At 60.7% G+C, this 22,424-nt stretch carries 19 protein-coding genes and 2 tRNA genes; 11 read left to right on the forward strand and 10 right to left on the reverse strand.

Features of this window, described 5'->3' with window-relative positions; all coding sequences use genetic code 11:
• Positions 1-41: 41 nt before the first annotated feature.
• Genes FJ419_RS09745 through FJ419_RS09760 form a run of 4 tightly spaced genes read right to left on the reverse strand, consistent with a single transcriptional unit; the run spans position 42 to position 4,251 of the window.
• The gene (locus FJ419_RS09745) at positions 42-1,811 is read right to left on the reverse strand and encodes a hypothetical protein (RefSeq protein ID WP_140690334.1); all 1,770 of its coding nucleotides are present in this window, start codon (positions 1,809-1,811) and stop codon (positions 42-44) included.
• A complete protein-coding gene (locus FJ419_RS09750) occupies positions 1,798-2,721 on the reverse strand; it encodes a hypothetical protein (protein ID WP_246679162.1) in 924 nt (307 codons plus the stop codon). Before FJ419_RS09750 ends, FJ419_RS09745 begins: the two co-directional genes overlap by 14 nt.
• The gene (locus FJ419_RS09755) at positions 2,682-3,323 is read right to left on the reverse strand and encodes a class I SAM-dependent methyltransferase (protein ID WP_140690338.1); all 642 of its coding nucleotides are present in this window, start codon (positions 3,321-3,323) and stop codon (positions 2,682-2,684) included. The genes FJ419_RS09750 and FJ419_RS09755 overlap by 40 nt, the downstream gene beginning before the upstream one ends.
• A 4-nt stretch (positions 3,324-3,327) precedes the next feature.
• Positions 3,328-4,251 carry a glycosyltransferase family 2 protein gene (locus tag FJ419_RS09760; protein ID WP_246679172.1) on the reverse strand — a complete coding sequence of 308 codons (924 nt, stop codon included), beginning with the start codon at positions 4,249-4,251 and terminating at the stop codon, positions 3,328-3,330.
• On the opposite strand from FJ419_RS09760, the gene FJ419_RS09765 reads away from it, so the two are divergent.
• The gene (locus FJ419_RS09765; RefSeq protein WP_246679163.1) at positions 4,132-5,661 is read left to right on the forward strand and encodes a glycosyltransferase family 1 protein; all 1,530 of its coding nucleotides are present in this window, start codon (positions 4,132-4,134) and stop codon (positions 5,659-5,661) included. The two genes, FJ419_RS09760 and FJ419_RS09765, sit on opposite strands and share 120 nt — an antisense overlap.
• A complete protein-coding gene (locus tag FJ419_RS09770; protein WP_140690346.1) occupies positions 5,658-6,782 on the forward strand; it encodes a glycosyltransferase in 1,125 nt (374 codons plus the stop codon). The genes FJ419_RS09765 and FJ419_RS09770 overlap by 4 nt, the downstream gene beginning before the upstream one ends.
• Positions 6,783-7,052: 270 nt before the next feature.
• On the opposite strand, the gene FJ419_RS09775 is transcribed toward FJ419_RS09770, so the two are convergent.
• Both FJ419_RS09775 and FJ419_RS09780 read right to left on the reverse strand, forming a co-directional pair.
• Positions 7,053-7,301 carry a conjugal transfer protein TraD gene (locus FJ419_RS09775; RefSeq protein ID WP_140690350.1) on the reverse strand — a complete coding sequence of 83 codons (249 nt, stop codon included), beginning with the start codon at positions 7,299-7,301 and terminating at the stop codon, positions 7,053-7,055.
• A 1-nt stretch (position 7,302) separates the two neighbouring features.
• Positions 7,303-7,629 (reverse strand): conjugal transfer protein TraD, encoded by a 327-nt coding sequence (locus tag FJ419_RS09780; protein ID WP_140690353.1) that lies wholly within the window; start codon positions 7,627-7,629, stop codon positions 7,303-7,305.
• Positions 7,630-7,801: 172 nt separating this feature from the next.
• Between FJ419_RS09780 and traA the strand changes: the two genes are divergently transcribed.
• Complete coding sequence (traA, locus tag FJ419_RS09785; RefSeq protein ID WP_140690357.1) at positions 7,802-10,849, forward strand: Ti-type conjugative transfer relaxase TraA; 3,048 nt, start codon at positions 7,802-7,804, stop codon at positions 10,847-10,849.
• Positions 10,850-11,083: 234 nt separating this feature from the next.
• Here the strand turns inward: traA and FJ419_RS09790 are convergent, their stop codons facing one another.
• The 3 genes from FJ419_RS09790 to FJ419_RS09800 are packed head-to-tail and all read right to left on the reverse strand — an operon-like array spanning position 11,084 to position 12,553.
• A complete protein-coding gene (locus FJ419_RS09790; RefSeq protein WP_140690361.1) occupies positions 11,084-11,623 on the reverse strand; it encodes a hypothetical protein in 540 nt (179 codons plus the stop codon).
• 6 nt (positions 11,624-11,629) lie between these two features.
• The gene (locus FJ419_RS09795; protein WP_140690364.1) at positions 11,630-12,178 is read right to left on the reverse strand and encodes a hypothetical protein; all 549 of its coding nucleotides are present in this window, start codon (positions 12,176-12,178) and stop codon (positions 11,630-11,632) included.
• Positions 12,179-12,232: 54 nt separating this feature from the next.
• On the reverse strand, positions 12,233-12,553 hold the full coding sequence (locus FJ419_RS09800) for a hypothetical protein (RefSeq protein WP_140690367.1): 321 nt from the start codon (positions 12,551-12,553) through the stop codon (positions 12,233-12,235).
• 50 nt (positions 12,554-12,603) lie between these two features.
• Between FJ419_RS09800 and FJ419_RS09805 the strand changes: the two genes are divergently transcribed.
• Positions 12,604-12,960: a hypothetical protein gene (locus FJ419_RS09805; RefSeq protein ID WP_140690370.1), complete on the forward strand. Its 357-nt coding sequence runs from the start codon at positions 12,604-12,606 to the stop codon at positions 12,958-12,960.
• A 321-nt stretch (positions 12,961-13,281) separates the two neighbouring features.
• On the opposite strand, the gene FJ419_RS09810 is transcribed toward FJ419_RS09805, so the two are convergent.
• Positions 13,282-13,356 (reverse strand) — tRNA-Asn (locus FJ419_RS09810).
• A 207-nt stretch (positions 13,357-13,563) separates the two neighbouring features.
• Here FJ419_RS09810 and FJ419_RS09815 point away from each other — a divergent pair.
• The 7 genes from FJ419_RS09815 (at position 13,564) to FJ419_RS09850 (ending at position 22,157) form a co-directional block, all read left to right on the forward strand.
• Positions 13,564-13,824 carry a hypothetical protein gene (locus tag FJ419_RS09815; protein ID WP_095765002.1) on the forward strand — a complete coding sequence of 87 codons (261 nt, stop codon included), beginning with the start codon at positions 13,564-13,566 and terminating at the stop codon, positions 13,822-13,824.
• Between the two features lie 164 nt (positions 13,825-13,988).
• Positions 13,989-14,062, forward strand: a tRNA-Cys gene (locus FJ419_RS09820).
• A gap of 92 nt (positions 14,063-14,154) precedes the next feature.
• On the forward strand, positions 14,155-14,829 hold the full coding sequence (locus tag FJ419_RS09825; protein ID WP_140691088.1) for a protein-L-isoaspartate O-methyltransferase: 675 nt from the start codon (positions 14,155-14,157) through the stop codon (positions 14,827-14,829).
• A gap of 185 nt (positions 14,830-15,014) precedes the next feature.
• Positions 15,015-16,394, forward strand: a complete 1,380-nt coding sequence (locus tag FJ419_RS09830) for a TolC family outer membrane protein (RefSeq protein WP_140543175.1) — start codon at positions 15,015-15,017, stop codon at positions 16,392-16,394.
• A 278-nt stretch (positions 16,395-16,672) separates the two neighbouring features.
• The gene (locus FJ419_RS09835) at positions 16,673-17,458 is read left to right on the forward strand and encodes a PopZ family protein (RefSeq protein WP_140690372.1); all 786 of its coding nucleotides are present in this window, start codon (positions 16,673-16,675) and stop codon (positions 17,456-17,458) included.
• A gap of 311 nt (positions 17,459-17,769) precedes the next feature.
• Positions 17,770-20,553 carry a valine--tRNA ligase gene (locus tag FJ419_RS09845; RefSeq protein ID WP_140690378.1) on the forward strand — a complete coding sequence of 928 codons (2,784 nt, stop codon included), beginning with the start codon at positions 17,770-17,772 and terminating at the stop codon, positions 20,551-20,553.
• A 362-nt stretch (positions 20,554-20,915) separates the two neighbouring features.
• The gene (locus FJ419_RS09850; RefSeq protein ID WP_140690381.1) at positions 20,916-22,157 is read left to right on the forward strand and encodes an OmpP1/FadL family transporter; all 1,242 of its coding nucleotides are present in this window, start codon (positions 20,916-20,918) and stop codon (positions 22,155-22,157) included.
• Positions 22,158-22,424 lie beyond the last annotated feature (267 nt).

A 22,424-nucleotide genomic window follows, 5' to 3' on the forward strand; every position in this document is an offset into this window, starting at 1 on the left:
CCCGCCCTATCTGTTCTGTGCTACGGAAAGGGACCTCCATCTTAAGGCGCCAATTGTGAGACGGCCGCCGTTGATTTTAGGCGGACAAAAGCGAAATTTTCTGTTCGCAGAATGTCGACCATTCCAGACGATTGGAGTTGATCCACATAGGGCCGCATCTCATCGACATATTCGGGTGAATGTGGCCATTCATGCGCAGCCCACAGTAAATCCATATACGGGATCGCAGCGACGTCGGCATCGCCATTCTTAAGAAGCTGCAGAATTTTTTTTCCAAAGTCAGGCCCCTCCGTGCCCTGGTCAAACGCACGCATTGTGTCGGGCCAGTTGAGCATGGCGGCAGCAAGGTTTTTATCGCCGCCGATGTTGTAGGTCTGAACGCCCAACTTGCTGGCCATGAAGTTAGCAAAGAAGTCATTGCGAAACGGTAGAAATGCAACCTTCTCTCCTGGTTGGAAGATAGGTCTCAGGCTTTCAACGTAGTCATTGATCCCGGAGATGGCTCGTCTGGAAGCAATGTTGGCCGTGATGGATGCCGGCGTCGGAATGTTGAAGGCGATGCCAATTAATATGATTAAAATGGTGGTTCCCGACTGCACGTTGCGGCTTGCTACATGTAGCGCGAGCAACGCCCATGCCCCGAACATACCGAGCGCCACCCAACGGTAGCTGGCGCGCATGTTGTTAAACCCGGGTAAGTACGACGATAAGAACTCAGTTCCGGTTCGCCACGGCGCGTATTGGAGGGGCATCAGGGCGCCAACGCCATCCGGCCTCAAGACATTCAACTTGAATGACGGCCCGAGCGCCATATAGAAGCCGCAGAGGGCGACAACCAAGAACGCTGCTTTCAGCCTGAAGTTGGATGATTTCGTCACCAAAGAGTAAATCGCGGCAATGACTAGCACCGCTGCGAACGATGAGTTAAATACCGATCCATCGCCGAAGTAGTTAAGCTCTTGCCTATCTGCGCTAAGGCCGAAAAGGTCAGGGACCCAGAGAATTCCATGTGTAGGAATAAGGAAGAATTCAATATTTGATCCAAATGCACGGAAGAAATCTAATTCTTCTGCGTCAAATGCTGCTTTTCCTATGTATAATACATATAGAAAATACGAAATTGCAAACGATCCGATCACTATCGGAAGGCGCCTAAGCGAAAAATCACGTCGCTCCGCAGGGCGCAGCGCAAACGAAAACAACAACAGTACCGCTGTTCCTGTTGCAAACATCATAAAGCTGTAACCATCCATGAAAGCAGCAGACAAAGCAGCAGCAAAGAATAAAATGATTGAAAGCAGATTCCATCGGTAAAACACCAATCGTAACTCCGCGTAGAAATACGCCGGCAAAAGCGCAATTCCGAGCGACGTCATGGAATAATCCGAGTGCTGCCATATGACAGGCTCGGTGAGCCACAGCAGGGCACAAAGAAGCGAAATCCCGCGCCTGCCCCCGATAAGGCGCACGAACCCATATGCGCCGTAAAACGCGATCGAAAACCAAATGGCGAATGCAAAAGAATATGCGTCCGCAGAGGGAATACCGATCTTCAAGAAGAGCGCAGTTGGCAGCGCAGCGGCGAGTCCGAACGAGATCGGAGCAGGATCAGGCAACCCAAAGTTTGTTGCATAGATCGAGAAACCATTGGCAAAGGACTGCGCGAAACCCAGCGTCCAGATCGCCTGGCCTGTCGTGGGCACCATCAAGCCGGGAAGAGCGCCATTTACGAAGAGCGCAAAAAAGAGCGCTATCACAGTTAGCAGGCCAAAACTCACCCTGTAAAATGTGGTTCCGTCAGCCTCGTTCATTGCCCACCCGATAGAAATGCGCGGCGGTCAGCCCACCGGCAAAAAACAAAAAATCGCCCAGAACGGTGATCACCCGCCCTATCACCACCGCCAGGAGGATAACAGGCTCGGCGCTGACTCCGCCAAGGAGAGCCATAAGTATCGCCTCCCTGATGCCAATGCCGGCCGGGGCGCCCGGCGTAACGAGCCCCACGAGCCAGGCAACCACATAAGCGCCAGCTATAGCCGGATAGGGCGGGATGCCGCTGGAACCGCCGGCAAGATCGCTGGCCGCAGCAAAAACCAGGCCCGAGAGCGCGAGAAAGGCGAGGTAGAAGGCGGCGGCGGCGCCGAAACTGGCTCCCCCGATGTGCATGGCCAGCCAGAGCGCGATAGCCGCTGCTCCGACGAAAGAAAACCAGCCGAACCAATTCGGCAACCCGGCAATAGCCAGCGGCAACACAAGCGGCGAGAAGAGAAGCCCGCCAACAACAAGAATGGCCAGTTCATAAACAGTAGACTTGGCCAGTGGACCGTTGCCGATGCCAGCCGCCAGGCCGATCGCCTGTCGGCCAGCAAACTGGAAAATATTGCCTGGGACATATTTAGCGAGCTGCGAGATGGCATAGGTCCGGGTCGCCCAAGACCATGAAATGGAAATGCCAAGGTGGCGCATGAGATGCCGCCAGGCAAGGGCCAGCAGCAGGTTCGACGCTCCGTAGACGCCGGCCAGGGCCGCGATAGCGGCGTAGCTGCCGGCTCCCATTCGGCGCAAGTCGATCTCGTCGACGTAGCCATGGAGCCTGATCCCTACGAAGACAACACCGGCCAGCCCCAGGAAGGCGCCGATGCGATTGAGCCAGACCTTGGCGCCTGGGCCAAGCGCCATCGTCAGGGCCTTTTCTTCGGCTTGCAGTGCAGCATCGTCCATGGGAGCGGCGAAACCACCTCTGCGACGTCGAAAAATCGGGACACAAGCGAGATAAACCCCCGCCGCGACCAGTGCTGCAGATGGCCTGGGGTGTTGCCAAGGGCCGACACATATTTCCCGCGCGCCAGATTGAGCACGCGCCAAAGCGGTTCCCGCGGCACGCTCAGGATAAGGTCGGAGGTTGTGATCCGCTGCAGCGCCTGCAGCGCCTTTTGCGGCTCCTCGAGATGCTCCATCACTTCGCAGCATACGATCAGGTCGGCGCTGTCACGCTCCGGCTCGACGTCGTAAATGCTGCGGACGGCGAAGCGCTCAGGCGCCAGACCGTGTGAGCGGGCGTTCTCCTGTGCCATGCCGATGACCTGGGTGGAGAAATCGCTGCCGCGCGCATCGATGTCCTGACCAAGCCAGCGCATGACCCAGTACCCTTCTCCGCATCCGACCTCATGAATGCTGCCCGGATTGACCTTGGAGACGAGGCCGGACAAAGAACTCTCGAAGCCCTGCACCATCCGGCGGGCGATAGGGTTTCGCGTGCCATATTTGTCATAGGTGTTGCCTATGACGATACCGTCCTCCGCTTGTCCACCGGCTACTTTCATCCGCCTATGCCGTTTCCTTATCGCGCGCGAAAGTCTTGGTGCCTTCGCCTTGGGTCGACCGCTGCGTGTAGCGAATGTCTTCGAGAAGCTTGCGATTGGCGGCTATCACGTCAGCCAGAAAGGCGACCAGAAGGGACTGGAAGCCCATGCCCATGAGCGCCCCCGCCAACACGACAGACTGGACGTGTCCGCTGACACCTTCGGTCAGATAAAAATACAGGAAGCGCAGGCCGAGCAGGAAGCCAAGTCCGAAAAGTAGCGCCGCGACAATGCCGAAGAAGCGCGCCGGCTGGTAGATGACGAAGATGCGCACGATGGTGAAGATCGAGCGCTTTATGTAGGATGGAATGCTCTTGACTAGCCGTGACGGCCGCAAATCGCCGTTGACGCGGATTGGCACCGAAACCACGCGCATGTTTTTGCGGCCGGCTTGGATGATGGTTTCCAGCGTGTAGGTGTAGTTGTTGAACAGCATCAGCCGTTGCGCGGCGTCTCGCGAGATGGCGCGAAATCCGCTCGGTGCATCCTGTACGTCGGTTCCGCTGCTGACCCGAACCACCCAACTGCCGACCTTCTGCAGGAGCTTCTTAATCGGGGAGAAATGCTCGATTTCCGATATTGGCCGGGCGCCGATGACCATATCCGCGCGCCCCTCCAGCACCGGATTGACGAGGGCCGGGACATCGGCTGCATGATACTGGTTGTCAGCATCGGTGTTGACGATGACGTCCGCGCCCCGGGCCAGGCAGGCTTCGATACCCGTCATGAAGGCGTAAGCAAGACCGCGATTGCTAGTGTGCCTCACGACGTGATCCACACCGTTTTCGCGGGCGACCCTTACCGTTTCGTCCGTGCTTCCGTCATCTATCACCAACCATTCGACGCTGTCGAAGCCTGGGATGGCCCGTGGCAGATCGCTCAGCGCTATCGCCAGAGTTTCGGCTTCGTTGTAGCAGGGAATCTGGATAATCAGCTTTGGCAGAAGACCGCTCTCGAATTGGGAAGGTTGGACAATCGTGCCTCTATCATCGTGAGGCTGAGGTGCAAGCGGTTTTCACCAAGAGAGACTATCTTTCCACCTTCGCATTACCCAATTAGCGCGGCGTATGTTAGGGCTAGTCCCACGCTTCGGGCAGGCTGCGCGCCCAACGCCGGCCGCTTTCGCAACGCGAATGTCCGGAGTCAGTCGTCCAGTTCATTTCCGGAGACCCCAGTGAGAATCGCCATCGACGGCAGAAACCTCGCATCGGCCACCGATGGCATCGGCCGGTTCGTCCACAACGCGATCAACGCTCTGGCGGCGCAGGGTGCCGATGTGGCGGTCTACGCTCCGGGTACGATCGGCGCGCATTACGATATTCCGTCTGGTGTTTCCGTGCGGTCTGCCGGCGTCAAGGGATCTCTCGCCAGAACCCTCTGGGGGCAGTCGCTGCTGCCTTGCCTGGCACGGCGCGACCGCGTGGAAGTTCTCTGGGGACCTTCACATCGCCTGCCTTTCGTTCTCGATGGTCGCATCGCACGCGTGGTCACGATCCACGATCTCGTCTGGCTGCATGCCGCGCGCACCATGCGAACCCGCACGTTGATGGGCGAGCGCCTCCTGATGAAGCCGGCGTTGAGGGCCGCCGACATCATCGTCGCGGATTCGACCGCCACGGCAAGCGCGTTGACGGCCGAGTTTCCCTGGTTGAAATCGCCGGTCCGGACGGTCGCCCCCGGCACGGCAGCGCTGCCGGCTTCCGGCGATGTTTCGAGCTTGGAGCCGCTCGGGATTACCAAGCCCTACGCGCTTTTTGTCGGCACGCTCGAGCCGCGGAAGAATCTCGCCAATCTGATAAGGGCCTATGGTCTGCTGCCAGCCGGCGCCCGCGGCGGCTGCGATCTTGTCATCGTCGGCGCCAAGGGATGGAAACAGACGGGCCTGGCTGATCTCGTGCGCGCCGGTAGGCTCGAGGCGAATATCAAGTTTACCGGCTTCGTCGACGACGGCGTGCTCGCCACGCTTTACGCGAATTGCCTGTTCCTGGCGATGCCGTCGCTCTATGAGGGATTCGGCTTTCCGATCGTCGAGGCTCAGTCCTTCGGCAAGCCGGTGCTGACGTCGAACACGTCGTCGATGCCGGAAGTCGCTGGAGACAGTGCCGTCCTTGTCGACCCGAACGACCCGGCGGGAATCGCCGCGGCATTCGGCCGGCTCTGTAAGGACGCCGAGTTCCGCAATCGGATCGCCGCCGGCGCGCGCAGCAATGCCGGGCGCTTCACTTGGGAAAATCACGCCATGGGCATGCTGCAGATCTTCGAAGAGGCCATACGGCAAAGACGAAAGACCGACGCGTGAAAGTCCTGCACTTCTTCAAGACCTACTGGCCGGATACCTTCGGCGGGGTAGAGCGGACGATCCATGCCATCGCCGAGAGCACGGCCCGGCACGGCGTCGAAACGCAGGTGCTCTCGTTGAGCGGCAAGCCGGAAGAAAACACTCGACGCCTTGACGAACATATGGCCGTGAAGGCGAGGCTCGATTTCGAGCTGGCGTCGACCGGATTTTCGCGCGAAGCCTTTCGAAAGTTTCGCGTGCTCGCCGCAGAGGCCGACCTGGTCCACTACCATTTCCCATGGCCGTTCATGGATATCGTCCATTTCCAATCCGGCCATAGCAAGCCGGCCATCGTGACCTATCACTCCGACATCGTCAAACAGCGGCTCATCCTACCCTTCTACCGGCCCTTGATGATGCGCTTCCTGGCGGACGTCGACGCCATCGTGGCGACATCACCAAATTATCTTGAATCGAGTCCTGTTCTCAGGGCGTTCAAGGCCAAATCGAAGGTGATCCCCATTGGCATCGACGAGACCGCCTATCCAACGGCAAGCGAGGCGGATGATGCTTGGTGTCGATCGGCGGTCACGGTGCCCTTCGTATTATTCGTCGGCGTTCTCCGCTACTATAAGGGGCTTGATGTCCTGGTCCATGCAGCCAGTAAGACTCGCTGCAAGATCGTGATCGCTGGGTCTGGTCCCGTCGAGCGCGAAATCAAACAACAGGCCGCGTCGCTACGCTGCGATAACGTGCTGTTTCTTGGCGAAGTGACGGAATCGCGCAAGATGGCGCTGCTGCGCAACTCTCACGGATTCGTGTTTCCGTCGAACCAAAGGTCGGAGGCCTATGGTCTTTCGCTGGTCGAAGCGGCGATGTGCGGCAAGCCGATGATTTCTTGTGAAATCGGAACGGGCACAAGCTTTGTTAATAGAGTGGGCCAGACCGGTCTCGTGATTCCGCCATCGGATCCGGCAGCGCTTGCCCAAGCGCTTAACCGACTGGTTGATTCTCCGGGTGAGGCGGCGAGTTGGGGGCGAGCCGCGCGCGAGCGGTATGTCCGATTGTTCACCGCAGAAAGAATGGGGAGATCGTATGCCGACGTCTATCGGCAACTCAAAGGTCGTCATCGCGGAGCATAAGGCATAACACTGCCGCCCGGCTTCTCCAGAAGATAGCCAGGGACTTTTGGTCGCTGGCGACCAGTAGGTTGTTCTTCGGTGCCGGCCGGGAGCCGCTCCGATGAGGCGCCAGCGAAGCCATGCTTGCGCTTGTAGGCTTGCAGACAGTCTCCGGACCGCTGCTGACTGTCCTTAGATCGATATCGTCGTGACAAATTAGAAAGCAGCCTCGCCTGCCGACTCAACCGAACTCGCTCGCTATCCCTGATCTGCACCCCGCCGGGCACCCCGCTACGTTCGCTGGCCATGCCGCTTTTCACCCCGTCCAGTATTTAACGCCTGCTTTCCCTTCGCGCCCAATAGCTCGCGCGCATGCTCACCTTCCTGGCTCTGCAGTTTGGCGGCGATCCAAAGCATCGCTCCATAGATGACGGCGCGATCATCATTGGTCAGCTCGACGATGCCCGCCTTTAGGACGAGACCGCCAAGTTCGATGAGCTGCCGTGTGCGCTTGCGACGCTCGACCTGCCAGGTGCGCATGTCATTGCGCGCCAGAGCCGCCTGCCGGCGATTGCAGGCTGCCCGGTTGCGCTGAAGCGCTATGCCGGTTGCTTCCAGATGCTTGAGCAGTTCGCCTGGACCTGCTGTCGAAAAACGTCAACCCACGCTTAGCCCACGCCTCCCGCTTTTCGGCGTCTTTCGTTTCGGCAGTGGCGACCAGCGCTCCGGCCAGTTCGTCGGTGCTGAGTTGATCGGCGCCAGTGGCAATCACCAGTTCGCCAAGCTGCTGCACCTTCCGCATTTTGAGCTCTCGCGCCTTGTCTTCCAGCGCCTTCAGTTCGGCGTCGAAGTCCCGTGGTTTGCGCATGGCTGTCTCCGTCGGTTGTCGATCGAATGATGATAGGCGAGCGTGTGTCGGAAGGCTTCAGGGTTGCCGAGACAGCCCGGGACGGGCTGGTCCATCCCGAGAATTTTTCGAGGGAGGGCGCGCTTATACGTCGTGCCGACGTGCGCTTTGACGTGCAAATGATCTGCTCGCGATGGCGATCTTTCATCTTCATGTCAAAGTCATTGGCCGAAAGGCAGGCTCGAGTGCTGTGGCGTCGGCCGCCTACCGCTCTGCCTCGCGGCTGCGAGACGAGCGAATTGATCGAAGCCATGACTTCTCGGCCAAGCGCGGCGTTGTCCATTCCGAGGTCTTGCTGCCGGAGAATGCGCCGGAGGCCTGGATCGATCGCGAACGGCTGTGGAACGATGTCGATGCGTTCGAGCTGCGCAAGGATGCGCAGCTTGCCCGCGAGGTGGAGTTCGCCCTTCCGCGCGAACTAAGCCAGGGGCAAGGCATCGAGCTGGCGCGCGACTTCGTTCAATCTGAGTTTGTCAGCCGAGGCATGGTGGCCGATCTCAATGTGCATTGGGACAAGGCGGAGGACGGAAGTCTCAAACCGCATGCCCATGCCATGCTCACCATGCGCTCAGTCGATGAGAACGGTTTTGGGGCGAAGATGCGCGACTGGAACCAGACGGAATTGGTCGAGCGCTGGCGCGAGCGATGGGCTGAGCTCGCCAATGAGCGCCTGGCCGAACTCGACATCGACGCCCGTATAGATCATCGCAGCCTGGAAGCCCAGGGCATTGCCTTGGAGCCGCAAACGCAGATCGGTGCGCCAGCCCAACGCATTGAGGACAGCGGCCTTGGTGCTGCCGGCATTGACGCCGATCGCGCCGAACTGCATCGCGATATCGCGCGCAACAATGGTACGCGCATCATCGCCGATCCATACGTGGCGCTCGACGCCATCACGCAGCAGCAATCGACCTTTACCCGAAAGGACATTGCGAAGTTCTCCCATCGGCACAGCGACGGGATGGAGCAGTTCAACGCGGTGATGGGCGCGATCAGCGGAGCGCCCGACCTGGTTGAACTCGGCAAGGACGGACGCGGCGAAGATCGCTTCACCACCCGGCAGATGATCGAGACAGAACAGCGCCTGCATGGTGCGGCAGAACGCATGGCCGCGGAGGGACATCATGCCGTGGGCGATCAGCACCGTGAGGCGGCACTGGTGCATGCCAAGCAGCGTGGCCTTGTTTTGTCGGTCGAGCAGACCGATGCGCTGGATCACATCACTGACGGCCGTGGTCTTGGCATCGTGGTTGGTTTTGCGGGAACGGGGAAGAGCGCCATGCTGGGCGTTGCGCGCCAGGCATGGGCGGCAGCGGGCTATGAGGTTCGAGGCGCCGCACTGTCCGGCATCGCGGCCGAGAATCTCGAAGGCGGATCGGGGATTTCGTCGCGCACCATCGCCAGCTTGGAACATGGCTGGGGACAGGGCCGCGATCTGCTCACCGCGCGTGATGTCCTAGTGATCGACGAGGCCGGCATGGTCGGCACGTGCCAGTTGGAGCGCGTGCTTTCCAATGCCGCCAACGCTGGCGCAAAGGTCGTTCTGGTCGGCGATCCGCAGCAGCTGCAGGCGATCGAAGCCGGCGCTGCATTCCGTTCGATTCACGAGCGTCACGGCGGCGTCGAGATCGGCCAGGTGCGCCGACAGCGCCAGGACTGGCAGCGTGAGGCCACGCGCGATCTTGCAACCGGCAGGATCGGCGCTGCGATCGACGCCTATGACGCGCAGGGCATGGTGCACCAAGCTGCGTCGCGCGATGAGGCACGCAGCGATCTTGTCGAGCGCTGGGATCGGGACAGGCATGCAGAGCCTGAAGCGAGCCGGATCATTCTCACCCACACAAACGACGAAGTGCGCGCGCTCAACCAGGCAGCGCGCGAGCGCATGCGCGCGGATGGAGATCTCGGCGACGAAGTTCAGGTGGATGTGGAGCGCGGTGCAAGGACCTTCGCACGCGGCGACCGGGTCATGTTCTTGCGCAACGAGCGGTCGCTCGGCGTCAAGAACGGCACGCTCGGTGTGATCGAAGAGGTCAGCGTCCAGACGATGACGGTTCAAACCGATGACGCCAGGTCTGTGCGCTTCGATCTGAAAGACTATGCCCACATCGACCACGGCTATGCCGCGACCATCCATAAGGCCCAGGGCATGACGGTCGACCGCACCCATGTGCTGGCAACGCCGGGCATGGATGCGCACAGCAGCTACGTGTCCCTGTCGCGACATCGGGATGGGATGGAACTGCATTACGGCAGCGAAGACTTCGCGACCCGCGAACGACTTGTCCGCGCGCTGTCACGCGACCGCACCAAGGATATGGCGTCGGATTACGACCAGATCGACCCGGCGCAACACTATGCCGAGCGACGCGGGATCAGCTTCCGTCAGCGTGTGGTCAAGATCGTGCGCCGGATCGTTCCGGAGAAGCTTCGCGACGGGATTGAAAGGATGCTGGACGGGTTGCGCTCGCCCGGGCAACCAGAGCCCGGCCAGGACCGTGCGTACAGGCCGAAAGGGGGAGAGGTTGGAACGCAAAACGGCGATGCCGGCGCCGAACCAGGAAGGGAAGCGGGCGCCAAGGGAGCGCAACGCGGAGCGGATGCGTTGTTGGACGAGGAAGCGGCGTTGCGCAGAGCTCGCACGAAGGCTCTCGTGCGCCACGCGCGAGCGCTCGACGCTATTATCAGCAACGGAAATGTGGACGGGCAGGGTAGTCCCGGGCAGATGCGCGAATTGAGGGATGCACGCAACGCGTTCGATAAGGTTCGGCCGCATGGCTGGCGCGATGCCGAAGCGGCCTATATCAAGAATCCCGAGCTGGTTCGTGAAGCGGGAGCCGGTAGCGTCAACCGTATCGTGCTCGCTCTCCAGCTTGAAAGCGAAATCCGCACCGGACCGGAAGCCGATCCGACCCGCCGGGCCGACCGTTTCGTGGAACGCTGGCAGAAGCTCCACCGGACAAGCCAGGACCAATACCAGGCTGGCGACATGTCCGGCTACAAGTCAACCCGCTCGGCTATGTCCGACATGGCGAAGAGCCTCGAACGCGATCCCCAGCTTGAATCCCTGCTTGCCAACCGCAAGCGCGAGCTTGGCATCAACATAGATTCCGGCCGGCGCCTTGGTGCGGAACTCGCGTTCAGCCACGGTATTGGCATTGGGCGTGGCATGGGCATCTAAACTTATTACGAAATGGCATGTCGAGCGTGTCGTCGACGAAGGTAGTCCCATCGACAACGACGATGATGACCATGAATGAGATGGAGTCGTCGAACTCTCCCTTGGTAAGGGAGTAGTCTATCGCTGCATACCGCGGATTTTTCGCTGCGATATCAGGCGCTTGCTCGTTCGCCGTTTTCGCCAGTGGTGTGAGCTGGTGCACGTGTAATGCCCGGTCCGCATCCGCTGCCGGCCTCATTCGATGTAAGCCGGTCCGTCCTTTTTCACCGGTCCCCACATGCCTCCGGTGAAACTATCGCTGTCGGCGATCTGCAGGACGTTCGGCGGATCGTCGCGGTATTTCTTGCCAAACCAACCTTCGTATTCGAGTTGGATCGGAAATTCGGCTTGAGCCTTCCAAAAGCTCTTCTTCGGAATCCTATGTGTTAGGCCAAAAGAGCATGTCGTCTGCGCGCCGTTCTGAAGAAGGCGGATCACCATCGAGGACTCAAAACAGGCCAGCCAAAGGCCGCGTGCCTCGGCATCGGCGCCAGCGCCAAGGGCAGCCTCGAGCGCCGCCTGGTCTCGTACTATCAACCTGATGTTCTTGGCTGGGATCGACCCCGAATTCAGTACCACCAGATTATAGGCGATCGCCTCGTTACCTCCGTCATGCGTCTGAACCATCGCCGTTACGATCGGTCGGAACTGGCGCCGCCAAAAGAAGATCGATAGCCCGAACGCCAGGATGGAGACGACTAAGGCTACTACGGATACCGCGAGTTCGGCTGTCATCGTCGCCTAATCGCTCCATCGGATTTTGCTGCCGCGAAGGTGCTGTGTGTCGGCTGCGAACTGGATTTGCGCTATGATGAAGGCCTTTTCGACGCCCGGCGCGACCGCGGCGATCAGGGCATCGAGGGGAGGGACGCAATGCTTAGGGCCAGGAATGGATAGATTGAAGCCAGTGGGATAGCGCAGGTCGTAATCCTGATTGACATGGGCGAGCTGGATCGCCAGCGCTTTCATCATTTGGTCGGCAACCACAAGGCCTTGCTTTTCGCACTCAGCGAACACTTGTCCTGTGTCATGTCGCAATGGTCTTTTGCCAAGCTTGCTCTTCGGCGTGCCCTTCGCCACCAGATATGATTTGAGAATGACCTCCACGGCGTGCGCGAGGAGGAAATAGGCCGGATAGCTAAGACCGGGTTCGTTACGCTCGGCAAGGATCTGGAACGCTTGATGGTAGGATCTTCCCCGCTTCAGCAGCTCGCCGGCGTAATCCCGCAAAGGCTGGGGCATCTCCCATAGGTTGGCCGATACCTGGTTAAGCGCGACGGTCGCCGCCATATATGGGTTCCCTACTCGCTGGCTGAGGCGCGATGCGATCGGCCGCCGCTTACCTTACACCTCATCTTCATCCTGCTGCTGACTGTGAAGGTCATCAATCAGGATGTCATCAATGACTGAAAGAGCCAGACGGGCATCGATCTCGGGAATGCAATCCTTATGAATGATCTGAGTGAAAAGGCGTTGAAGCTTTTGCCGACGGTCGTAAGCGTCCATCTGCCTCCAGTCCAAGTTTACGGCTCCATACGTTTTCATATGACCATAGTCGTGCTGCGGCAGTGGAGCGGTTGTGACCATGATCGTCCCCGCCGTAGGGCGGTCATGGAAGGGCGGCCTGTCTGGCGTCCAGCAGATCACAGCGTCTTTTGCAAGCATAGAAGACTCCCCCATGTCGCGATGGACTCGCCGAGTGTCGCAGGAAAGAATTGGCACCGCAATTCGGAGGCGTACCGCTTCCGGTCTTGATCTACTGGAAAAAGGAGATCACCTTCGACAGGGAGGTTTCAATCGTGCCCGACGAAATGAAAGTGCTTCTCCGGAAAAATGTCGACTTTCGGGACGATCCCGGTCCGCCGCTCGACAGGCGTTATGAGACCGTCACCGTGCACACAAGCCGCGAACCCTTCGTTTTCGTTGGCGAAGGCGACACCGCACGTCACGTTTTCGACTACATCCGCCGAGCCCACGCCAAGAGTGGGTCGTCCAAAAAACTGAGAGACTGCCACGCGGCCGTCAAGGCGGACGGAGGCGCAAGGTCTGATGTTGTCTTTGCTTCGGGCTAACTTCCCCGCATAGGTTTTTGCACCCGGAGGGTTTCATTAACCGCCTAGAGCCATACCGCCGGCAATTCCGACGCCGATCGCCACGCCGGTTACTAGGTTCCCTGCCAAGCGAATCGTCCAGGCCGTCGCGGCGGCTCGCCAATTCGATCTCGGCTGAGTCTCTGCAGGCCGATCAGCTCATCAAAACGTGTTCCATGGTGATTTCTCTCCTTCGGGCGATTCCGGTGTAGATCGGCGCCTAGCGAAGTCGAGTTGTGTAGACATGCTGTAGATCAGCCTATTTTCGGCCGTTCCCGAAAACTCTGAAACCGTTGGAAATGTTGGCTCCCCGGGCCGGATTCGAACCAGCGACCAACCGGTTAACAGCCGGTTGCTCTACCACTGAGCTACCGGGGAACGGAGGCTCTAACGTGAGTGGCGCAGCCTATAGCAAACACCTTTCGGCTTTGCAAAGAAGCATTTCGCAATTTTTCTCCAGTTTTTGATGCGGCTATTTGTGCCATCGTTCGGCGCGCCCACATATGAAGGGCTTCACACCGGCACGGAACAAAGCGGCCGGTTGTCGCCTTGACACGGCTTAAGCAGCAGATGGGATTGGCTTGAATGACCGCAGCGGATGATGACAACGCCCCGGCGCGGAAGATTTCGATCTTCGGCCGCGAGTTCACCATGCCGCGCTCGCGCGGCTGGCGAATCGCGATCGGCATGCTGCTTACGCTTGGCGGGCTTCTGGGCTTTCTGCCGATTCTCGGTTTCTGGATGATTCCGCTCGGTCTGCTGGTTCTATCCTATGAATTCGCGATGATCCGACGCCACCGACGGCGTTTCGTCGTCTGGTGGGAACGCCGGCGGCGGCCCGACTGAGAGCACGGGGCGGCTCCGCAGCGGCGATGCCGGACCCGTGACAACCGATTGGTAATCACCACTTTGGCTGCTCCTTGCGAAAGCGCCGGGAAAGACGCGCGAGCGCTTGACGACCTTTGAGCGCCAACATAATGAGTTCGCTCGGAACGCCGGGAGCATTGCGAGGCCTCGTGGCGGAGTGGTTACGCAGAGGACTGCAAATCCTTGCACCCCGGTTCGATTCCGGGCGAGGCCTCCAGATGCTTGCGGGCTCCAGCGCAATCGCGCCGGAGCGGGGTTCCAGTCGAAGTTTTGGCCGCGCGCCTGGCGCGGGGAGCGGATTGTTGGGACATGAACGCTGATTTCTCCGAACGCCGCGTGAAGATGGTCGACGGCCAGATCCGCACGACAGACGTGACCAGCGCGCCGCTCATCGAAGCGATGCTGACCGTTCCGCGCGAGGCCTTTGTCGGCGCCGGACAGCAGGATCTGGCCTATATCGACGAGGACATCCGCATTTCCGACGGCGCCAATGGCAGCGGCGCACGCTACCTGATGGAGCCGTCGCCGCTCGCCAAGCTTTTGCAGCTGGCCGAGATCGACGCCAGCGATTCGGTGCTCGATGTCGGTTGCGGCACCGGCTATTCCGCCGCGTTGCTGTCCAGGCTGGCGCGTTCCGTCGTCGCGCTGGAGAGCGATGCGGCGCTGGCGGAGGCCGCGAAATCAACACTTTCCAGCCTTGGCTGCCGGAACGTCACGGTCGTCACCGGGCCGCTGCCGCAAGGGCAGGCCGCCAAAGGGCCCTACAATGTCATCTTCATCGGCGGCAGCGTCGAGGAAGTGCCGCAGGCATTGCTCGACCAGCTCGCGGAAGATGGACGCCTGGTTGCGGTCGAAGGGCGGGGCAACTCTGGCGTGGCCCGGCTATTTTTCAAGGCAGGGGGGGGTGTAACCGGAAGGCGTGCCTTTAATGCGGCAATTAAGCCACTACCGGGCTTCGAACGTGCTCACGCATTTGAATTCTGAGCGTTTTTGCCTTGCAGCGAAGGCGCTGTCATGATCGCTTGCGCCTGACAATCGTTGCTGATTTGTTGACCGGGCGTTTCCGGGAGGCCGTCAGCGGGGGAACGATAAACAACGCGGCGCTAGCCGATCCGTAAGGGTGGGTTGGCGTGGCGTGGTTCCCATGCAAAACGAATGAGGGATATAACGTGCCGCCTCTACGCAAGAGTATTTTAGTAGCTATCCTTGTTTCGGCCACCGCGCTTTCGCCGCTGGCCGCCTCCGCCGAAACCATTACAGGCGCGCTCGCCAAAGCCTACCAGTACAATTCGCAGCTCAACGCGGCCCGCGCCGGCGTTCGCGTCACCGATGAGGGCGTGGCCATCGCCAAGTCGGGCTGGCGCCCGACCGTCACCGGTTCGAGCAGCATCGATTACACCAGCACCCACGCACAGGGCTCCACCCAGAACATCACCACGGGCAACTTCGGCATACAAATCAACCAGACGCTGTTCGATGGGTTTCAGACCAGGAACAATGTCGCTGCCGCCGAATCGCAGGTGAAGGCCTCGGTCGAAAGCCTGCGCAACACCGAAGAGAACATCCTGTTCAACGCGGCCAGCGCCTATATGGACGTGATTCGCGACCGCCAGGTCGCGGTGCTGACCGAGCAGAACCTGCAGTTCCTCAGCGAGCAGGCGCGCGCCGCCCGCTCGCGCTTCGAGGTCGGCGAGGGCACCCGCACCGACGTGGCCCAGGCCGATGCCTCGCGCGCGACGGCCGTGGCGCAGCTGAGCGCTGCCCGCGCGACGGCGCTGGCGAGCGCCGCCACCTATCACCAGATCGTCGGCGACGAACCGGGCAAGCTCAGGCCAGCCTCGCCGCTGGGCAAGCTGCTGCCGGGTAGCGTCGATTCGGCCTTGGCCATCGCTTCCGCCGAGCATCCCGCCATTCTTGCCACACAGCATCTAGTCGATGCCGCGGCCTTTTCGGTGAAGTCGGCGGAAGGCGCGCTGCTGCCGCAAGTGACGGCCTCGGCCGGCGTTTCGGACAATTACAGCCACTCCGTTCCCGACATCAGGGGCACCAACGGCACCTCGACCTCGGCCAATATCGGCGCCACGCTGACCATTCCGATCTATTCGGGCGGCCGGACCTCGGCGGTTGTGCGGCAGAACAAGGAATCGCTTTCGGAGGCACGCATCCAGATCGACGTCACCCGCGATCAGGTGCGCCAGGCTCTGGTCACGGCATGGACGCAATACACCGCGGCGCGCGAAACGGTTGCTGCCAACAGGCAAGTGATCGATGCCGCGCAGCTGGCGCTCAACGGCGTCATCGAAGAGCGCAATGTCGGCCAGCGCACGACGCTGGATGTGTTGAACGCGCAGAACGCGGTCATCACCGCCAAGATCAACCAGGCCAGTTCCGAGCGCGACGTGGTGGTGGCGAGCTATGCCATTCTCCAGGCGATGGGCCGGTTGTCGGTGGATCGGCTGGGCCTGGCGGTCACCAAATACAGGCCGGAAGAGCATTACAACGCCGTCAAGGACAAGTGGATCGGACTGCGCACGCCAGACGGGCGCTGATTGCCGACAGCATGCTTCCTGCAAACGCCGCGTGTCCGATGGACGCGCGGCGTTTGTCTTTCCGGGAGGCTCGTTAGGCTGCGCGTCGCCTAATCTGTTGAAATCGAACGTGTCTCCAGATTGGGGATTCTCGGATGACGATCGGTCGGTTACGCTGTCTCCATTGATTCGAATTCCGGCCCGGGCAGGACGGAATTCTTGAACGGGTCAAGTTCTTGAACGGTCGGTTCTGAGCAGGTCAAGTTCTTGGACAGGTCACTAGGGCGGCAGATGTGACGATGGCGACGGCAAGCAGCGCGCAGCGCGAACCTTCCATGGAAGAGATACTGGCTTCCATCCGAAGGATCATCGAAGACAGCGACACCGGGCGCAAGCAACCGGCCGAGGCCGGCGAGCTGCGCCAGGATCTGGAGCCGGCCGCGGCTGGCGCGCCCGCTGTCGAGGTTGATGCCTTTCGTTCCGAATTGCATGCCGACGTCCGCAAGTCGCCGACGCTGGCGGAGGTCCAGGCGCAGCTTGCGGCAACCGATCCGGTGCTGCCGCGCGCCGCCCGCACCGAACCGGTGAAGACTGCGCCGACAGTTGAGCTCGAGAGCACTGCGCCGAGCGCGCAAGCGGCCGCAAGCAAGCCGGCCGCGGCAAATGCGCCGCAGACGGCCGAGACCATTGTCGCCGACTGGCGGCGCGAAATCGCGGCGGTCGGCGGCAGCACGGTCACCGCGAGACCGGCTATCCGGGCTCCGGAGGCCGCGCCGAAGGCCGAGATCGAGAAGGAAGAGCCGACGTTTGAAGCTTCCGTGCCTGTAGGCGCGTCCCGGGCATCCGAACCGGAGGTGCAGCCGGCTCGGCCCGCGATCCTTTCCGAGCATACGGGCCGGCAGGTCGCCGCGGCCTTTGGCGAGCTTTCCGATGCTTTTGCCAGCCGCGGCAAGAAAAGCTTCGATGAGATGGCCGAGGAAATGCTGCGGCCGATGCTGCAGGATTGGCTCGACAACAACCTGCCGACGCTGGTCGAAAGGCTGGTGCGCGAGGAGATCGAGCGCGTGGCGCGCGGGGCGCAGTAAGCTGGCGCAACAGGCAGCCCGGCAAGCGCCGTCCTGGGGCGGCGCTTTTGTCTAAGGCTGCTTTGAGCGGTTCAGCGTTTCTCGGAATCGCCGAACTGCTCAAAATCCTTGTTTCTGCGCAATTCCGGACGGAAAACCGCTACGCACTTTTTCTGGAATTGCTCCAGGGAAGCGCTGCTGCTCGCCCGGCCGGCATTGTCGCTGCTCGCGGCGGGCCTATCTGTGGAAGCTATCGCAGCGCTCGCGGTTGACTCGGCCAAGACCTTCCGATTTACACCGGACGCTTGTTCCCGACAGTTCGGACCTCCTCCATGCTTGATAAGACCTACGACGCCAAAGCCGTCGAGCCGAAGATCGCCAAAGTCTGGGAAGAGGCAGACGCCTTCCGGGCGGGCGCCGGCGCGGAGGAAGGGGCCGAAGCCTTCACCATCGTCATCCCGCCGCCGAACGTCACCGGCTCGCTGCATATGGGCCATGCGCTCAACAACACGCTGCAGGACATTCTCGTGCGCTTCGAGCGCATGCGCGGCAAGAACGTGCTCTGGCAGCCCGGCATGGATCACGCCGGCATCGCCACGCAGATGGTGGTCGAGCGCCAACTCATGGAAAAGCAGATCCACCGCCGCGATCTGACGCGCGAGGAGTTCATCGAGAAAATCTGGGAGTGGAAGGCCGAATCCGGCGGCGCGATCTTCAACCAGCTGAAGCGGCTCGGCGCCTCGGCCGACTGGTCGCGCGAACGCTTCACCATGGACGAAGGCCTGTCCAAGGCGGTGCTGGAGGTCTTCGTCACCCTCTACAAAGAAGGCCTTATCTACAAGGACAAGCGCCTTGTGAACTGGGACCCGAAGCTGCTCACCGCCATTTCCGACCTCGAGGTCGAGCAGCACGAGGTGAACGGCAATCTCTGGCATTTCCGCTATCCGATCGAGGGCGAGGCGTTCGACCCCGAGAACCCGAAGACCTTCATCACGGTCGCCACGACCCGTCCCGAGACGATGCTCGGCGACACGGCCGTGGCCGTGCATCCCGATGACGAGCGCTTCACCGGTCTGGTCGGCCGCAACGTCGTGCTGCCGATCGTCGGCCGCAAGATACCGATCGTCGCCGACGAGTATTCCGATCCGGAAAAAGGCTCCGGCGCGGTCAAGATCACGCCGGCGCATGACTTCAACGACTTCGAGGTCGGCAAGCGCCACAAGCTGCCGGCGATCAACATCCTGACGGTCGAAGCGGCCATCAAGCTGAAGGACAACGAGGACTTCCTTGCCGGTCTCGATGTCACGCCGGAGCGCCAGGCGGTGTGGGACGAGCTGGATGGGCTCGACCGTTTCACGGCCCGCAAGAAGATCGTCGAGCTGATGGAGGCCGGCGGCTTCCTCGACAAGGTCGAGCCGCACAGGCATGCCGTGCCGCATGGCGACCGCGGCGGCGTGCCGATCGAGCCGTTCCTGACCGACCAGTGGTACGTGAACGCCGCCGAGCTCGCCAAGCCGGCGATCGCCTCGGTGCGCGAGGGCCGTACCAACTTCGTGCCGAAGAACTGGGAAAAGACCTATTTCGACTGGATGGAGAACATCCAGCCCTGGTGCATCTCGCGCCAGCTCTGGTGGGGTCACCAGATCCCGGCCTGGTACGGACCGGACGGGCATGTCTTCGTCGAGAAGACCGAGGAAGAGGCGCTCGCTGCCGCCATTGAATATTACCTGGCGCTGGAAGGGCCGTGGAAAGCCTGGGTCGAGGATAAGCTCGAGAACTTCCAGCCGGGCGAGATCCTGACCCGCGACGAGGACGTGCTCGACACCTGGTTCTCGTCGGCGCTGTGGCCGTTCTCGACGCTCGGCTGGCCCGACCAGACGCCGGAGCTCAAGACCTATTACCAGACCGACGTGCTGGTGACCGGCTTCGACATCATCTTCTTCTGGGTCGCCCGCATGATGATGATGGGCCTGCACTTCATGGACGATGAGCCGTTCCACACCGTCTATGTGCACGCGCTGGTGCGCGACAAGAACGGGCAGAAGATGTCGAAGTCGAAAGGCAACGTCATCGACCCGCTCGAGCTGATCGACGAATACGGCGCCGATGCGCTGCGCTTCACGCTGACCGTCATGGCGGCGCAAGGCCGCGACGTGAAGCTCGATCCGGCGCGCATCGCCGGCTACCGCAATTTCGGCACCAAGCTGTGGAACGCGACGCGCTTCGCCGAGATGAACGAGGCCGCGCGCAACGACGAGTTCTGGCTGAACGACGCCAAGCTGCCGGTCAATCGCTGGATCCTGACCGAGCTGACGCGCGCGGCGCGCGCGGTCACCGAAGGCATCACCAGCTATCGTTTCAACGAAGCGGCGGGCGCCGCCTACCGCTTCGTCTGGAACCTGTTCTGCGACTGGTACCTGGAACTGTTGAAGCCGGTGTTCATGGGCACGGACGAGGCCGCCAAGGCCGAGAGCCGGGCCTGCGTCGCCTTCGTGCTGGACGAAATCTACAAGCTCCTGCATCCGATGATGCCGTTCATGACCGAGGAATTGTGGGCGCAGACCGCCGGCGAGGGCAAGGAGCGCTCGTCGCTGCTTTGCCATGCCGCATGGCCGTCGCCCGACTTCGAGGACGAGGAGGCCGCCGCCGACGTCAACTGGCTGGTCGATCTCGTCTCGGGCATCCGCTCGGTGCGTTCGGAAATGAACGTGCCGCCGGCGGCGATCGCGCCGCTGACGGTGATCGGCGCCAACACGGTGACGCAGGAGCGGCTGGAGCGCCACGCCCAGGCGATCAAGCGGCTGGCGCGCGTCGGCGATATCGCGCTCGCCGATGCGCCGCCGAAAGGTTCGGCGCAGATCGTGCTCAACGAGGCGACGGTAAGCCTGCCGCTCGGCAGCCTGATCGATCTCCAGGCCGAGGCCGCGCGGCTGCAGAAGGAACTGGCGAAGGTCACCGAGGAGATCGCGCGGCTGCACAAGAAGCTCTCGAACGAAAAATTCGTCGCCAACGCGCCGGAGGAAGTGGTCGAGGCCGAGCGCGAGAAACTCGCCGAATATCGCGAGGCGCAGGAGAAGCTTTCTGTGGCTTTGACCAGGGTCCGCGACGCCGGCTGAACGGCAAGATTCGCCCTCACTCCAAAGGCGCTTTCCGGTGCGTTAGCTGCCTCGAAAATGCGGCTGCCGCTACGTTAATTTTGACGTAAACGGAAAGTTTGCGCCGCATTGTTGCCATAATGTAACAATGCAGTCCGCCAGCCCCAAAACCGGCCGTTTTTGCCCTGTTTTGGGTAGTTTCCCCGGTTTTTTTCGATCGTTTTACGCCGGCTCGCGTGATTTAGGCGCCGATTGCAGCGTCGATGACCATGGCAAAAATAGGTGCTGTCAAGATGTACACGTACAACTCTTGAAATCGTTGTTGCGTCGTTAACCCGAATTGGCTCTAGCTTGAGCCACTTGTATTTCGGGGAGGGATTTCCATGAATGTTTTGCGAGTCAAAGCGCTGCTGGGGGCAGGCTGCTTTTCGATCGCTTTGATCGGCGCCGCGGTCGTCCCGGCGCATGCCGGCGGTATCGAGCGCGGTGGCTACGATATTGATCTGCTGTTCGATCCGGCTCCATTCGCTACGGAAGCGGAAGCAACCTATGTGATGCCAGATCGCAAACTCAAGAACGCGAAGGATACGGATCCGCTCGACGGCACCGTCTTAGGCTCGACTAGTGCCAAAGACAGTGAGAATTACTGGGTGCCGCGCATCGGCGTTAAGGCCCAAGTCGTGCCTGGGATCGACTGTATGTTCGACTACTCTCAGCCTTGGGGGGCGCATACGGCCCCCGGCCAGTGGGTCGGCGCGCAATCCAACATGGAAACTAAAATCAACAGCGACAACTACGCAACCACTTGTTCCTATAAGATGGATGCTGGCAAAGGCCAGGTTCGCTTCATTGGCGGCGTGTTTTATCAGGAAGTCTATGGCTTCAAGGAAGACCTTGTGTCACCGCTCCTCCCGAATTTCTCCGGCACTGGCCGCGTAGATTTGTCGAGCAGTGGTTGGGGCTGGCGCGCTGGGCTGGCCTATGAAATTCCTGAAATCGCTTTACGCGCCAGCCTCGTTTACAATTCCCAAGTGAAGCTGGACAACATTTCAGGTACCCTTGATTTAACCCATGTCGGCGGTCCGGTTATTCCGATTTATGGCGAAGCTTCGATGCCGGATTCTGTCGAATTGAAGGTCCAGTCCGGTATAGCTCCCGGCTGGCTTGCGTTCGGCTCGGTAAAATGGGTCAACTGGAGCATTCTGCAGAGCATTCCAATCTGCTCGCAGGCCACGAAAGGCCTTGCTGCTTGTACAACGACCTCTCCGAGGCCGATCAGATGGACCTCCCTGGATCTGATGTATCAAGACGGCTGGACGGTCAGCGGCGGTGTTGGCCACAAGTTCAACGATCAGTGGAGTGCCGCCGGTCAGCTCACCTGGGATCGTGGCACCTCGCACGGTTACGGTTCGCAGAGCGACACATGGACGCTCGGCGGCGGCGTTGCCTATACACCGCGCCCGAACGTCGAATTTCGCCTGGCCGGCGCGATCGGCGTGTTGACGAGTGGCCATTCCGGCACCCTGACTGACAAGAATGGCTATGTGGCCGGTAACGATGCCAGCTACGACTTCGGCAACGATCTGGTCACGGCGGTTTCAGGCGGACTTAAGATCAAGTTCTAAGGTTCTGAAAGTTCAACGAAAAAAGGCCGGGCAGTGCTCGGCCTTTTTCGTTGTCAGGCAGGCGATCCACCTGGTCCCTTGACCCGCCGTCGCAAATTCGCGTCAGAACCGGCGCCCGATGCGATTGTGACGTTTTGGCAACAGTTTATGAACAACCCCCGCGCTACAAGACTTGCCGAGGGAACTGCCCATTTCCCGCCATAAACCCGGAGCACCCGAGATATGTCCCGGGATGCGTGCCAGGTTGGCGCGGCGATGGGACCGGCC

It is taken from the genome of Mesorhizobium sp. B2-6-2 (assembly GCF_006440615.1).
In the GTDB taxonomy this organism is placed as follows: Bacteria; Pseudomonadota; Alphaproteobacteria; order Rhizobiales; family Rhizobiaceae; genus Mesorhizobium.

Bases quoted from the DNA above. Each gene is read 5' to 3' on its own strand.
- FJ419_RS09745 (WP_140690334.1), bottom strand. From the start codon at position 1,811: ATGAACGAGGCTGACGGAACCACATTTTACAGGGTGAGTTTTGGCCTG.
- FJ419_RS09750 (WP_246679162.1), bottom strand. From the start codon at position 2,721: ATGGACGATGCTGCACTGCAAGCCGAAGAAAAGGCCCTGACGATGGCG.
- FJ419_RS09755 (WP_140690338.1), bottom strand. From the start codon at position 3,323: ATGAAAGTAGCCGGTGGACAAGCGGAGGACGGTATCGTCATAGGCAAC.
- FJ419_RS09775 (WP_140690350.1), bottom strand. From the start codon at position 7,301: ATGCGCACCTGGCAGGTCGAGCGTCGCAAGCGCACACGGCAGCTCATC.
- FJ419_RS09780 (WP_140690353.1), bottom strand. From the start codon at position 7,629: ATGCGCAAACCACGGGACTTCGACGCCGAACTGAAGGCGCTGGAAGAC.
- traA (WP_140690357.1), top strand. From the start codon at position 7,802: ATGGCGATCTTTCATCTTCATGTCAAAGTCATTGGCCGAAAGGCAGGC.
- FJ419_RS09790 (WP_140690361.1), bottom strand. From the start codon at position 11,623: ATGACAGCCGAACTCGCGGTATCCGTAGTAGCCTTAGTCGTCTCCATC.
- FJ419_RS09795 (WP_140690364.1), bottom strand. From the start codon at position 12,178: ATGGCGGCGACCGTCGCGCTTAACCAGGTATCGGCCAACCTATGGGAG.
- FJ419_RS09800 (WP_140690367.1), bottom strand. From the start codon at position 12,553: ATGCTTGCAAAAGACGCTGTGATCTGCTGGACGCCAGACAGGCCGCCC.
- FJ419_RS09815 (WP_095765002.1), top strand. From the start codon at position 13,564: ATGACCGCAGCGGATGATGACAACGCCCCGGCGCGGAAGATTTCGATC.
- FJ419_RS09825 (WP_140691088.1), top strand. From the start codon at position 14,155: ATGAACGCTGATTTCTCCGAACGCCGCGTGAAGATGGTCGACGGCCAG.
- FJ419_RS09835 (WP_140690372.1), top strand. From the start codon at position 16,673: ATGGCGACGGCAAGCAGCGCGCAGCGCGAACCTTCCATGGAAGAGATA.
- FJ419_RS09845 (WP_140690378.1), top strand. From the start codon at position 17,770: ATGCTTGATAAGACCTACGACGCCAAAGCCGTCGAGCCGAAGATCGCC.
- FJ419_RS09850 (WP_140690381.1), top strand. From the start codon at position 20,916: ATGAATGTTTTGCGAGTCAAAGCGCTGCTGGGGGCAGGCTGCTTTTCG.